The organism is Rhodococcus erythropolis R138 (assembly GCF_000696675.2).
Lineage (GTDB): Bacteria > Actinomycetota > Actinomycetes > Mycobacteriales > Mycobacteriaceae > Rhodococcus_F > Rhodococcus_F erythropolis.
In genome coordinates this window covers 4,103,620-4,116,614 of record NZ_CP007255.1, presented here as the reverse complement: position 1 = coordinate 4,116,614, position 12,995 = coordinate 4,103,620, and the positions used below count along the sequence as shown (strand labels likewise).

The 12,995-nt window shown below is 63.2% G+C and carries 9 protein-coding genes; 4 read left to right on the top strand and 5 right to left on the bottom strand.

Annotation, left to right across the window (positions count from 1 at the left end):
- Positions 1-30: 30 nt before the first annotated feature.
- The 3 genes from H351_RS18810 to H351_RS18800 all read right to left on the bottom strand — a co-directional run bounded on the left by H351_RS18810 (position 31) and on the right by H351_RS18800 (position 4,740).
- Positions 31-2,535, bottom strand: coding sequence for a DEAD/DEAH box helicase (locus H351_RS18810; RefSeq protein WP_020907550.1), 2,505 nt, complete (start codon positions 2,533-2,535; stop codon positions 31-33).
- Positions 2,536-2,561: 26 nt separating this feature from the next.
- The gene (locus tag H351_RS18805; RefSeq protein WP_019748230.1) at positions 2,562-3,599 is read right to left on the bottom strand and encodes an alpha/beta fold hydrolase; all 1,038 of its coding nucleotides are present in this window, start codon (positions 3,597-3,599) and stop codon (positions 2,562-2,564) included.
- Positions 3,600-3,780: 181 nt separating this feature from the next.
- A complete protein-coding gene (locus tag H351_RS18800; protein WP_003942198.1) occupies positions 3,781-4,740 on the bottom strand; it encodes a proteasome assembly chaperone family protein in 960 nt (319 codons plus the stop codon).
- A gap of 361 nt (positions 4,741-5,101) precedes the next feature.
- Here H351_RS18800 and H351_RS18795 point away from each other — a divergent pair, with 361 nt between their 5' ends.
- Both H351_RS18795 and H351_RS18790 read left to right on the top strand, forming a co-directional pair.
- A complete protein-coding gene (locus H351_RS18795) occupies positions 5,102-5,857 on the top strand; it encodes a sensor domain-containing protein (protein WP_029255254.1) in 756 nt (251 codons plus the stop codon).
- A gap of 155 nt (positions 5,858-6,012) precedes the next feature.
- Entirely contained in the window at positions 6,013-7,143 is a 1,131-nt protein-coding gene (locus tag H351_RS18790) for a DUF4192 domain-containing protein (protein ID WP_037120326.1), read from the top strand.
- On the opposite strand, the gene galE is transcribed toward H351_RS18790, so the two are convergent.
- Both galE and H351_RS18780 read right to left on the bottom strand, forming a co-directional pair.
- Positions 7,140-8,129 carry a UDP-glucose 4-epimerase GalE gene (gene galE / locus H351_RS18785; RefSeq protein ID WP_029255256.1) on the bottom strand — a complete coding sequence of 330 codons (990 nt, stop codon included), beginning with the start codon at positions 8,127-8,129 and terminating at the stop codon, positions 7,140-7,142. The genes H351_RS18790 and galE overlap by 4 nt on opposite strands.
- A gap of 8 nt (positions 8,130-8,137) precedes the next feature.
- The gene (locus tag H351_RS18780; RefSeq protein ID WP_003942150.1) at positions 8,138-8,824 is read right to left on the bottom strand and encodes an iron-dependent transcriptional repressor DtxR; all 687 of its coding nucleotides are present in this window, start codon (positions 8,822-8,824) and stop codon (positions 8,138-8,140) included.
- 176 nt (positions 8,825-9,000) lie between these two features.
- On the opposite strand from H351_RS18780, the gene H351_RS18775 reads away from it, so the two are divergent.
- Both H351_RS18775 and H351_RS18770 read left to right on the top strand, forming a co-directional pair.
- Complete coding sequence (locus tag H351_RS18775) at positions 9,001-10,272, top strand: acetoin utilization protein AcuC (protein WP_019748234.1); 1,272 nt, start codon at positions 9,001-9,003, stop codon at positions 10,270-10,272.
- The gene (locus tag H351_RS18770) at positions 10,265-12,970 is read left to right on the top strand and encodes a bifunctional acetate--CoA ligase family protein/GNAT family N-acetyltransferase (RefSeq protein WP_020969494.1); all 2,706 of its coding nucleotides are present in this window, start codon (positions 10,265-10,267) and stop codon (positions 12,968-12,970) included. Before H351_RS18775 ends, H351_RS18770 begins: the two co-directional genes overlap by 8 nt.
- The last annotated feature ends 25 nt before the right edge of the window (positions 12,971-12,995 follow it).

Here is a 12,995-nt window from a genome sequence, read left to right as displayed (position 1 = left end):
AGCGATGACTACCGGAAAGGCGCACAGGCGCTAGCCTTCTACGACGCTCAGCTCGTCGAACACGATTTCACCCGCCGCATCCGATTCCGGGATGTCGACGACGGCAAGCAGCGCCCATCCGTGATCGCCCTCCGGATCCTCGAGCACCTGCCGCACCCGCCAGAACTCTCCGTCCTCAGTGACCTGGAAGAGCGCCGGACCGCGCGCCGACGGCCCGGTTCCGATGGTTGCGTACTCCTCGAAGTACGGCAGTAGTTGCTCTTCCCACTCGGCGGCCTCGATACCGTCCTCGAGGTTTTCCAGCTCGTTCCACTGTCGACGCGACGCGAGATCGATGCGTCGGAACATCGCATTGCGCACCATGACGCGGAATGCGCGCGGGTTCGCCGAGATGGGACGGGGAATGTCGGCGCCGAACGCAACCTCTTCCGTGTCTGCCTCGGCTCCGGGGTCGGTGAGTGACTCCCACTCGTCGAGCAGGCTCGAGTCGACCTGACGGATCAGCTCGCCCAACCACTCGATGATGTCTTCGAGTTCCTCGGTGCGCGCTTCGGTCGGGACGGTTTGCCTCAGCGCGCGGTAGGCGTCGGCGAGGTAGCGCAGGACGAGGCCCTCGGACCGGGTAAGTCCGTAATGGCTGATCAATTCGGCAAACGTCATGGCGCGTTCGATCATGTCGCGCACCACGGACTTGGGGGAGAGGGCGAACTCGGTGATCCACGGGTGGCCACCCCGGTACATTTCGAAAGCCGGGAACAGCAAGTCCGACAACGGTTTCGGCCAGGTGACCTCTTCGAGAAGCTCCATGCGCTCCTCGTACTCGATGCCGTCCGCCTTCATCTGCGCCACCGCTTCGCCGCGTGCGAAGTGCTGCTGCGCCATCAGAACCTGACGCGGATCGTCGAGCGTCGACTCGATGATCGAGACGACATCGAGTGCGTAACTGTCGGATTCGACGTCGAGAAGTTCGAATGCCGCCAAGGCGAACGGTGAGAGTGGCTGGTTCAAGGCGAAGTCGCGTTGCAGGTCCATCGTCAACCGAGCCATGCGGCCGTACTCGTCGGGTTCGTCGAGGCGTTCCACGATGCCGGCGCTGAGCAATCCGCGATACAGCGAGATCGCTTTGAGGATGTGCTTGCGTTGCGCCGGACGCGATTCGTGGTTGTCCTCCAACAGATGCCGCATCGCGTCGAAGCAGTTGCCCGGGCGGGCAATGACATTGAGCAGCATCGAGTTGCTGACCGAGAATCGCGATACCAACGGTTCGGGCGATGCCGCGACCAAGCGGTCGAACGTCGCTTCGCTCCAGGACACAAACCCCTCGGGAGCCTTCTTGCGTTGAATCTTCTTGATCTTCTTCGGATCGTCGCCGGCCTTGGCGACTGCCCGCAGATTCTCCACTTCGTGTTCCGGTGCCTGGACGACAACGGTGCCCATCGTGTCGTAGCCTGCACGACCCGCGCGGCCGGCGATCTGATGGAACTCGCGGGCCTTCAGATGCCGTGTGCGGACGCCGTCGTACTTGGCGAGACCGGTCAGCAGCACTGTGCGGATCGGGACGTTGATTCCGACGCCCAGAGTGTCGGTACCGCAAATCACCTTGAGAAGCCCGTCCTGCGCGAGAACTTCGATGAGCCGTCGGTACTTGGGCAACATGCCAGCATGGTGAACGCCGATGCCGTGCCGGACCAGGCGCGAGAGTGTCTTTCCGAACCCCGTGGTGAAGCGGAAACCGCCCAGCGCTTCGGCGATCGCTTCCTTCTCGGCCTTGGAACAGAAGTTGACGCTCGTCAGTGCCTGGGCGCGCTCGAGCGCGGCCGCCTGCGTGAAATGCACGATGTAGACGGGGGACTGGTTGGTGGTCACCAGATCTTCGATGGTTTCGCCGACCGGCGTGGTCGCGTACGAGAACATCAAAGGCACAGGGCGTTCCGTGCCGGAGACGACGGTGGTCGGCTTCCCGGTGCGACGCGTCAGATCCTCGGAGAAGAAGTCGACCTCACCGAGAGTTGCCGACATCAAGAGGAACTGCGCGTGCGGCAACTCGATGAGCGGAACCTGCCACGCCCAACCTCGATCGGGTTCGGAGTAGAAATGGAACTCGTCCATCACGACTTGGCCGATATCGGAGTTCGGGCCCTCTCGCAGTGCGAGATTCGCGACGATCTCTGCCGTCGCACAAATGATCGGCGCCGACGAGTTCACGGCGGCGTCGCCGGTCATCATGCCGACGTTCTCGGCACCGAAGACCTCACACAGCGCAAAGAACTTCTCACTCACCAAGGCCTTGATCGGCGCTGTGTAATAGGTGCGCTTGCCGAGCGACATCGCATAGAAATGCGCGCCGATCGCTACCATCGATTTACCGGACCCGGTCGGCGTCGCAAGGATCACGTTTGCACCCGAGACCAACTCCATGACGGCCTCTTCCTGGGCAGGATAGAGCGTCAAACCTCGTTCGAGGGTCCACGAAGAGAAGGCGTCGAAAACGGAATCAGGATCCGCGTTGTCGGGGAGAAGTTCCGTCAGCAGCACTCGTACAGGCTAGCCGCAACCGCGGATCAGGTTGCGCTTCGCTCGTCCGAGCCCATGGCGTCGAGCACTGCCATGCGGGTGGACGACGTTCCCGTGATGGTGTTCTCGCCGACGCCGGAGATCAGCATGTGACGCCAGCGGGCCTCGTCGAAGACGAGTGGTGCGGTGCTGGAAAGAAAATCTTCAACGATCTGCAGGAAACGCATCGGATCGTCGCGGAACGGGAAGTGGCCCGAGCCGCGGAAGATTTCGAGACGTGAGTTCGGCATCGCTGCGTGCGCGAGGTGAGCGTGGGAGACGGGAATGACGGAGTCGTCGTCGCCCCAGATCAGTTGAACCGGCAGATTCTCGGTCAGATAACAGCGGTCGAGCATCGTGACGACCTGTCCGCGCCAGTCCACGACTGCCCGCAGCGTACGAAGGTAGGCCTCGTAGGCAGTGGGGTCGGGGAGATCAGCGAGCACTCGAATCAGGTCTGGCGTGTCGTGCAGCATGGTGCCGGGGCGCAGATTCGAACCGTGAACGACACCGGCAAGGTTTCCGGCCATCCGGACGAGCGGCATCGCGCCAGGTATCCGGAGCAGTTTGACGACCTCGTTGACCACCGGAACGGACATGAGGCGCAGCAGTGGGTGGACGTCCTTGGTGACGCCACCGGCCGAGACCAGCACGAGGCGATCCACCATGTGTGGGAATTGGTAGGAGAACTGCATCGCGACGCCGCCGCCGAGCGAATGCCCGATGACGGTGACGTGCTCGATGCCGAGCGTCGACAGAAGATCACGCATGCCGTTGGCATACGCGGCTACCGAATAATCGGCGCGCGGCTTGTCGGAGCGGCCGTGACCCAACAGGTCAGGTGCGATGACGGTGTACTTCTTGGCGAGGTGGGGAATGATCTCGGTCCACGTCGACGAGTTGTCGCCGATTCCGTGCAGGAGCAGTACTGCCGGACCCTCGCCGGCTATCCGAAATGCGCGTCGGTAGCCGTGAATCGTCCGGAACATCATCCGCGGTTCCTCGTCGGGGACCGGTCGGAGCTGACGGTTCCGTGGTCTGCTCATGTCGCCTCCTGGCTCGGCGTGTGACCACGTTGACTGTCTGCTCCAGTTGTTGAGCCGTCAACGAAAATCACACAGAGTTTGAGGCTATCCGACGGATGTGTCCTGAACAACAGCCCAGGTAACGGAGGGGTTGCGGAATGCGCACAATGTCGAATTATGCGCCCCGCCCGTCACATTTTCGTCAGTTGTCGCCTCGATCGAGGTCTCCAGCTGAGCCGAAGTCGTCATTTCCTGCCTGTTCGGCCAGGAACTTTTCGAACTCTGCGCCGATCTCGTCACCGCTGGGAAGGTCGGCCTCGCCGGCCAGAAGGGACGACTGTTGTTCCTGAGCGGCGACAAAAGTGTCGTATTGACGCTCCAAAGCGTGGACTACAGTCTGAACTTCTTCGTTCCCGGCTATGTGCTCGTTAACCTGTTCCCGAACGCGCGCCGCGGCCTCACCCAGTGCAACCAAGGGCAATTCCAGATCCGAAACCTCGGAAACGTTTTCGAGCAAAGTCTCTGCGGCGCCCGGGTAGTCCGTTTGCGCGAGGTAGTGGGGGACATGCACCGAAAAGCCCATCGCCTCGTGCCCGTGCTGAGACATACGAAGCTCGAGGAGTGACGATGCGCTGCCGGGAACCTGCAGTTCACCTGACCAACGCTGATGGTCCTGGATCAGGTCCTTGTTGGTCGAATGTGCTGTCACACCCAGCGGTCGGGTGTGCGGGATTGCCATCGGAATCGCGTTGAGCCCGATGGTTCGACGCACTCCCAGCTGTTCGGACAACAGACGAACGGCTGTGGTGAACCGCTCCCACTTGAGGTCCGGTTCCATCCCTGCGAGCAGCAGGAACGGCGTGCCGGCCGTATCGCGCAGTGCGTACAGATTGAGCGCCGGAGCGTCGTAATCGGAGAAATGATCGGCCTTGAACGTCATCGTTGGTCGACGTGAGCGGTAGTCGATCAGCTCGTCGACAGCAAACGACGCGACAAGCTCGGTTTCCAGGCTTTCGCGCAGATGCGTCGTCGCCAACTTCACGGCGTGACCGGCGTCGGAGTAACCCTCGAGTCCGTGAATCAGGATCGGTCCCTGGCCGTCGGCAGCCGCCAACTGGGGCGCCGGAAATTCCAGCTCGTACATCCTCGACTGTTCGTCCATCGCAGTCCCCTTCGCTCTTCGGTCTTGATCTCAAGTGTCCACTATCGGCGCACGCTCGACAGCATCGGAGTCAGGTGCCCGACAGCACTGGATCAGACGTTCATCGGTAAGAACACCGAGTCGGTGACCGATCATTCCCGATCCGACGAGCCGGGCGTTCGCTGAGAGCGAAGCCGAGCGGTATCTTTCGACACTTGGCCTGGGCGTTCGCTAGATGTCGGGTGCGCGGCTTCGGACATGGCAGAGTGGAAGACAAGGTCGGCACGGCCGATTTGTCCGAAATGCATTGGTCGATTGTCGGGATCGGTCGAGGTCGAGTGCGGAGGCTTACATGCGGGTGTGTCCACGATCGTCCAGGCGAGTGGCCGCATGCTCCCTTGCTGCGGTGGCCGCCGTTGCACTACTCGCGGGCTGCTCCGGGTCGGTCCAAGGTGCACCCGTTCCGGACTCCGCGCCGGCGACTGCCGGTGCGACCGACAGCGGCTCAGCGGCGCCGAGTACGACGACTGCACCCAAATCCTCGACGCCGAAATCCACCTCTCCGAAAACGGCGGCACCGTTGTCCGAACTGCTGCTGACTCCCGAGGAATTTCCCGAGCCCTTCGGCGCCGTTGTGCTGCCCCCGCAGGCCGTTCCGATGGCAGCGCCGGATCTAGTCGGCGTCCCACGCGGTGCCACCGTCGATCCATCCGAATGTGAGCCACCGGAACAGGATTACGGTCCGAACGGGACCGTGATGGCGGTCGGGACCGACAATGCGACGAGGGCAACGATTTCGGTCGAACTCACGAAGGTCGACGCACCACTGGACGAGTTGGAAGCGCAAACTCGCCAGTGCCCGTCCATGACTGTCACTGCGAACGGCGTCACCACTACAGTGACGACGGAAATTCTTCCGCCGTCGCCGATCGATGCCGACAAGACGATGTCACTTCGCCGCACCGTCGTGTCCCCCAAAGCCGCAGCCGGCGATCAGACGATGCTGACATTGATCGCGCAGGTCGGCGACGTACGGGTAGCAACAACACTGATGACGTTCGGTTCTGCGACGCCCTCGACGGCACCTCTGGATCAAGCGTTCACCGCAGCCGTACAGAAGGTCAAAGCAGGCAAGTGATTTCGCAGCACACGGGTCCGACACAGAGCGGACCTTTTCGGTGCGGCGCGATCATTCGTCCCCAACTGACTCGATAATCCACAGACGAATTCGACGTCGCTGTTTTCCCTGGTCGAGTGGATGGCGGCATCGGGGCGATCGGCGAGGGTCTGTGCATGACCACATCACCTCTTCCAGGAGAATTCGAATTCTCCGACGACGACCTGGCCCTTTTCGGACGCGTTGAACGTGTTTCCGATCCAGGCGAATTGATCGCGGCAATACCCGCCCTCCTGGGATTCCATCCGTCCAATTCCGTCGTTGCGCTGTCTTTGATGGGCGCTTCCGCCTCGACGCTCGGCCCGGTAATGCGACACGACTACTTTCCAAGCGTCAAAGGAAAGCCCGCGAGGCAGATGAGCGCGGCGCTGCGCCAGTTCGCCGCCGTGTGTGACGCGGAAGGAGCGCGTGCGGTCGTTCTCGTGGTGATCACCAATTGCTCGACAGCTGAAACTCTCATCGACGAAACCATCGAGCTGGTCGAGGTATTCGAAGACATGCTCGGCGGAACCTGCGTCGAGCTGGCTGACGTATTATGCACGGCCGCAATAGAATCTGACCAGCCGTGGACGAGCGTCACGCGTTCGATTCACTGCGGCACCCTGCCAGACCCGGCATCTTCGTCGGTCGCGGCGGCGCAGGTGTTGGGCGGGAGGGTCATTCGCCGTTCGCGTGAGGAACTGGTCCGGTGGGTACACGGTGCCGCTCGCAATCATGACGCGATTGCCCGACTGATCGCGAGCCGCCGAGAATCGAGTGAGTACAGCGGGGGATCAGGCCGTGATGCCGCAGTTCAGCGCCGGGTCGATCTGGTGTTGGAACATGTCCGCCGTGTGGAGGCGGGCACTTACTACCCTGACCCGCAGGAATGCGCCGATCTGGTGGTCGCTTTGACGGACGTTCACGTGCGCGACGTGGTGTTGGGTCTGGCGATCACGTCGGTTGCCGCACATGCCGAGCAATTGTGGCTCGTACTTACCCATGAAGTACCGTCTCCCGAACGAGCTTGGCCGGCAACACTTCTCGGGTTCTTTGCATACGTGCGCGGCGACGGGCCCCTGGCAGGTGTTGCGCTGTCGGCCGCACTGTCGGCCGATTCGGAACACACCTTGGCCGGATTGCTGGATTTATCGCTGCAATCCGGTGTGCACCCCGATGGGATCCGTGACCTTGCGGCCGTCGGATTGTCCATCGGGGAATCGCTCGGAATTACCGGCTTGCCGCCGGCACTGCCGAGCGGAAGCTAGCGAGCAGCGTGTGAGCGGTCGCCCAGATCCTGGAGGAACTGCCACGCATCGGCGACTATGACGTCGAGATCGGTACGCGTGGGCGTCCAACCCAACTCGGCAATCGCCTTGTCGCTCGATGCGATCAGTACGGCCGGATCACCCAGCCGTCGTGACGCGTCTTCGACGTTGATCGGCAGGCCGGTGACCCGCGCACAGGCAGCAATCACCTCGCGCACGCTGAAGCCGGCACCACTTCCGAGGTTGTAGATGCGGTGCTCGCCGGGAACCGAGGATTCGAGCGCCAGCAGATGCGCTTCGGCGAGGTCAAGCACGTGTATGTAGTCGCGTACCGCGGTGCCGTCCGGCGTGGGCCAGTCGGTTCCGAATACCGAGATCTTGTCTCGCTGCTCGAGTGCGACCTGAAGGACGAGCGGAATCAGGTGGGTTTCGATCACCCGGTTCTCGCCGGCGGACTTGTACGCACCCGCGACGTTGAAGTAGCGCAAGCTGGTAGCGCCGAGGCCGTGGGCGATCGAGTACGAGGTGATCGCATGATCGATCGCGAGCTTGGTCGCGCCGTACGGATTCGTAGGGCGGGTCGGAGCGGTTTCCACGATGGGGGACTGCTCCGGCTCGCCGTACGTCGCGGCGGTGGAAGAGAACACGAGCCGGGGAGTGCCGGAGACACGAATCGCCTCGAGCAGTTCGATGGTCGTGACGACGTTTCCGCGCCAGTACTTTTCGGGGTGCAGCACGGATTCGCCGACCAGCGACTGCGCGGCGAAGTGAAGTACGCCGTCGAAAACCGGTGAACCCGCACTGCCGAGGATGTCGGCGGCCAGCGCCCCCACATCCCCTTCGATGAACTCGGCACCGGCAGGCACCGCGTCGGCATTTCCGGTGGAGAGGTCGTCGATGACGACAACTTCGTGTCCACGCTCGAGCAACACAGTGCTGCACACACTGCCGACGTAACCGGCGCCGCCGGTGACCAGGAGTTTCATCTAGTTCCTCAGACCTGCTTGACCTGAACGGCGTGAGCCATTTCCTCGGACAGGTCGAACCCGCTGTGACCCGGCACGATGATGGTCACCGAGCCCGGACGGGTTTCGACCGTCACCCTGGCGTCGGGAACGACGCCGGCGTCACGCAGCTGCGCGATCACCTCGGGATCGGACTGCACGTGCTCGGCGAGTCGCCGAACGACCACAGCTGTCTGTGCGCCGTGCGGAATATCGGTCAGGCGCACCAATGTTTCGGTGGTGGCAACCGGGCCGTCGAGTCCCAACTGGTCCAAGCCCGGAATCGGGTTGCCGTATGGCGACGTCGTGGGGTTGTTCAGAACGACGACGAGCCGACGCTCGACCTCCTCGCTCATCACGTGCTCCCAACGGCATGCCTCGGCATGTACGTCTTCCCATTTCAGACCGATGACGTCCACCAGTAGGCGCTCTGCCAACCGGTGCTTACGCATGACAGAGATCGCGAGATCGCGACCCTTGTCGGTGAGTTCCAGATGTCGATCGCCGGCGACCATCAGCAAGCCGTCGCGCTCCATACGCGCAACTGTCTGGCTGACGGTGGGTCCGCTCTGTTCGAGCCGTTCGGCGATCCGCGCCCGGAGTGGGACTACGCCCTCTTCTTCCAAGTCGTAGATCGTCCGGAGATACATCTCCGTGGTGTCGACTAGATCCTTCACACTCAACCCCTTCGTCAGTTGATCATTCTACCGTTCAGTTCGTGGTTCCGGTGCCGCCTCCACTGCGGCGAGTCCAGCGCGTGTCCGAATTGGATTCGTGTCACTCGATCTCGGTCTCCGAAGCGGGCCGCGAGTGTGGTGTGCGGCACGAAACGAGAAGGAAGTAGCGTGATCCCATGACCGCGTCGATCAGATCTGACGGGGACCCCGCGGCGTCTCGAGCGAATCGAGTCGTGGTGTGGAGTCCGGAGTACCTGAGCTATCGGTGGAGCGCCGATCACCCGATGAATCCCACTCGCCTCGATCTCACGATGGCACTCTCGCGAAGCCTCGGACTTCTCGAGGGCATCGAATTTCTCGAACCGAGCGCCGCGTCCGATGCCGACCTCCTCAGAATCCACACACCGGCATATCTTGCAGCGGTCAAAGACGCGGGTAACTCTGCGAACAACGGTGTGAGCGGCCAGGATGTTCCCCACGGGCTCGGTACCGAGGACAACCCGGTCTTCCCGCACATGCACGAAGCAAGTGCGATCCTCGCCGGCGGCTCGCTGGCCGCAGCGCAGGAAATCGCTTCGGGACGTACGCGTCGCGCGGTCAGCATCGGCGGCGGCATGCACCACGCGATGGCGGATTGGGCTTCGGGATTCTGCGTCTACAACGATGCGGCTGTGGCGATTTCGTGGCTGCTCGACAACGGCTACGACCGCATCGCCTACATCGACGTCGACGCTCATCACGGCGACGGAGTGCAACATGCGTTCCTCGGGGACCCGCGGGTGCTCACGGTCTCGCTGCATCAGCACCCGGCAACCTTGTGGCCGAACACCGGATGGTCGAGCGAGGTCGGCGACGGGGCCGCCGAAGGTACTGCAGTGAACATCCCGGTGCTTCCCGGAACCGTCGACGCGTTGTGGCTGCGCGCATTTCACGCCGTCGTCCCGGGAGCCATTGCAGCCTTCCGCCCGCAGATCATCATCAGCCAGTGCGGAGTCGACTCGCACCGCGAGGACCCGCTCGCGGACCTCGCTCTGACCGTCGACGGCCAGCGAGCAGCGTTCCTGGCAATGCGCGATCTTGCCGACCGCTACTCCGAGGGCCGGTGGCTGGCAGTCGGCGGCGGCGGATACGGACTGGTTCGCGTCGTGCCGAGGGCATGGACTCACCTGATCGCTGCCGCGCTCGATCGCGAGGTCGACGTCGACACAGCTGTGCCTGACGAGTGGAAGGAATCGACGAAGCTGCGAGCGCCGAGCGTCGACCTCCCGCCGACCATGGGCGACGGCGGAGATGTCGCATACACCCCGTGGGACGGCCCGGGTGGTACACCGGAGACAGGTGTCGCCTCGGTGGACCGTGCACTCACCCGAATCGACTCGGCGATCATCGCCACACGCCGTGCTTCGTTCCCGCTACTCGGACTCGACCCGGAGGATCCCCGTGACTGAACAGTCCGATACCGATGCCGGCGGCGCGAGCGACCAGGCGCCGAAGACCGACCCGGCTCACACCTATCCCCATTCGTGGGTAGTCGACGTTCTCGCCTCCGACGGCGGCGCGGTGGCGTTGCGACCCATCGTTCCCGAGGACGCGGACAAGCTCGTCGAATTCCACGGCAAACTCTCCGAGCGGACCCGGTACCTGCGCTACTTCGGCCCGTATCCCACGATGTCGGCGCGCGACGTGAAGAACTTCACGACGGTCGACCACCACAACCGCGTCGCCTTCGTGATGATGCTCGGCGACGAGATCATCGCGGTGGGTCGCTACGAGCGACTCCTCGACGTCGGTGACGGAAAGTCTGCCGAGGTCGCCTTCGTCGTCGCCGACGCACACCAGGGGCGCGGCCTCGGCCCGATCCTGCTCGAATACCTGGCAGCAGCAGCGGCCGAGAACGGCCTGACGATGTTCGTCGCCGAGGTCCTGTCCGAGAACCGCAACATGGTGACGGTGTTCCGTGAGGCGGGGTATCAGGTGAGCCGCTCGTTCGACGGTGGCGTGCTGCGCCTCGAATTCGCGATCGACCCGACGGAAGCGCTTGTTTCAGTACGTAATTCGCGTGAGCGGGCAGCTGAGGCCCGCAGCATGGGAAACGTGCTGAGTCCACGATCGGTGGCAGTGATCGGCGCATCAGCGGACCCCGCCAAGGTGGGTAACGCGGTGTTGACCAACCTGCTGCGCGGCGGATTCACCGGACCGGTCTACCCCGTCAACGCGGAGCATCGCTCGGTTCACGGGGTGCGGGCGTACCCAACTGTTCGCGACATTCCTGACGACGTCGATCTCGCCGTCGTGGCTGTACCTGCGGAATCGATCAATTCGGTACTCGACGACTGCCTCGACAAGGGCGTCAAAGCGCTGGTGGTGGTCTCGTCGGGCTTCAGTGAGAGCGGTCCGGACGGACGCTCGTCCGAACGCAAACTGGTCCATGCAGCACGCGCTCACGGAATGCGCCTCATCGGTCCGAATGCGCTGGGTGTCGCGAACAACGACCCCGCGATCTCGTTGAATGCGACTCTCGCGCCGGTCTTGCCGGTGGCAGGCAACGTGGGTTTCTTCTGTCAGTCCGGCGCGCTCGGTATCGCCATTCTCGACGAAGCCGCGCGCAGCCGAATCGGGTTGTCCGCCTTCGTTTCTGCCGGCAACCGTGCGGACGTCTCGGGCAACGACCTTCTGCAGTACTGGGATTCCGACCAGTCCACCGAAGTGGTCCTTCTCTACCTGGAGAGCTTCGGCAACCCGCGAAAGTTCTCCCGGATCGCCCGCCGAGTTGCGCGGAAGAAGCCGATCGTCGCGGTCAAGAGCGGTCGGCACGCGGTTCCGCCGGTTCTCGCCGCCACCGGAGTCGAGATCGACGATTCGATCGTCCGCGCCCTCTTCGAACAGGCGGGCGTCATCCAGGTCGGCTCCATTTCACAATTGTTCGACTGTGCCTTGCTCTTCGGATACCAGCCGTTGCCGGCCGGTCCACGGCTTGCTGTCATCGGCAACTCGACCGCGCTCGGTGTCCTTGCCGCGGACGCCGCCCGCAGTGAAGGTTTGCAGGTCAGCGACCCGGTCGACCTTGGCGCCCAGGCGAGTCCGGAACTGTTCGCCGCTGCCGTGCGCGACGCGTTGGCGTCGTTCGACGTCGATGCCGTCATCGCCGTCTTCGTTCCTCCGGTTGCCATTCCGGTCGAGCCGTTCGCGAAAGCACTCAAAGACGCCGTCGCCGGCTCGGACAAGCCGATTCTCACGACGTTCCTCGCAGCGGAGGGTGTGCCGGACGTCCTGGCGGTCCGCGACGAAGTCGGAAACCCGACCCGCGGTTCGGTGCCGTCCTACCCAGGGCCGGAGCGCGCCGCACTGGCGTTGGCGAGGGCCTGGCGTTACGCGGAGTGGCGCAGCAAGCCTGCGTCGAAGGTTGTTCGCCCCGCGGGAATCGACTCCGAACGAGCCCAGAAGATGGTGGCCGCCTGGCTTGAAAACTCGCCTGGCCGTTGGCTTTCGGACGTCGAAGCAGCAGCTCTTCTCGAGTGCTACGGGGTTGCAGTCGTCGAATTCCGTTCGGTCCTGAGCGAAGACGAAGCTGTAGAGGCAGCGGATGCTGTCGGCTACCCGGTCGCGGTCAAGGCAACCGGCGAAATGTGGCGCCACCGACCGGATCTGGGCGGCGTCAGGCTGGATCTGAGTGGACCTGAATCGGTGCGCCTCGCTTACCGAGATCTTGCGGCCGCGTCGGGTGAACCGCTGCTGCACGTGCAGAAAATGGCAACCAAGGGCATCGGGTGTGTGGTTGGTGTCCAAGACGACCCGTCGTTCGGTTCGCTGATCTCGTTCGGTCTCGCCGGTGTGATCTCCGATCTCCTCGGGGACCGTGCCTATCGCGTACTGCCGCTCACGGAAGACGCTGCTACGGAGTTGATCGACGCACCCAAGGCAGCGCCGCTGCTCTCCGGATATCGAAATGCCGTTCCGGTCAACAAGGGTGCCTTGGTCGATCTGGTCCAGCGGATCTCGGCGCTGGCCGACGACATTCCGGAAGTCCGCGAACTGGCCTGTGAGCCGGTACTTGCTTCGGCTACCGGCGCGGAGATCACCGATTCGCGAGTACGCATCGGGCCCGAGCCGAGCGCAATCGACCTGGGGCCCAGGCGTCTGCGGTAGATACAGCGTCTGCGGCAGGTACAGC

Coding starts and splice junctions, on each gene's coding strand:
- H351_RS18805 (WP_019748230.1), bottom strand. CDS start 3,599: ATGAGCAGACCACGGAACCGTCAGCTCCGACCGGTCCCCGACGAGGAA.
- H351_RS18800 (WP_003942198.1), bottom strand. CDS start 4,740: ATGGACGAACAGTCGAGGATGTACGAGCTGGAATTTCCGGCGCCCCAG.
- H351_RS18790 (WP_037120326.1), top strand. CDS start 6,013: ATGACCACATCACCTCTTCCAGGAGAATTCGAATTCTCCGACGACGAC.
- galE (WP_029255256.1), bottom strand. CDS start 8,129: ATGAAACTCCTGGTCACCGGCGGCGCCGGTTACGTCGGCAGTGTGTGC.
- H351_RS18775 (WP_019748234.1), top strand. CDS start 9,001: ATGACCGCGTCGATCAGATCTGACGGGGACCCCGCGGCGTCTCGAGCG.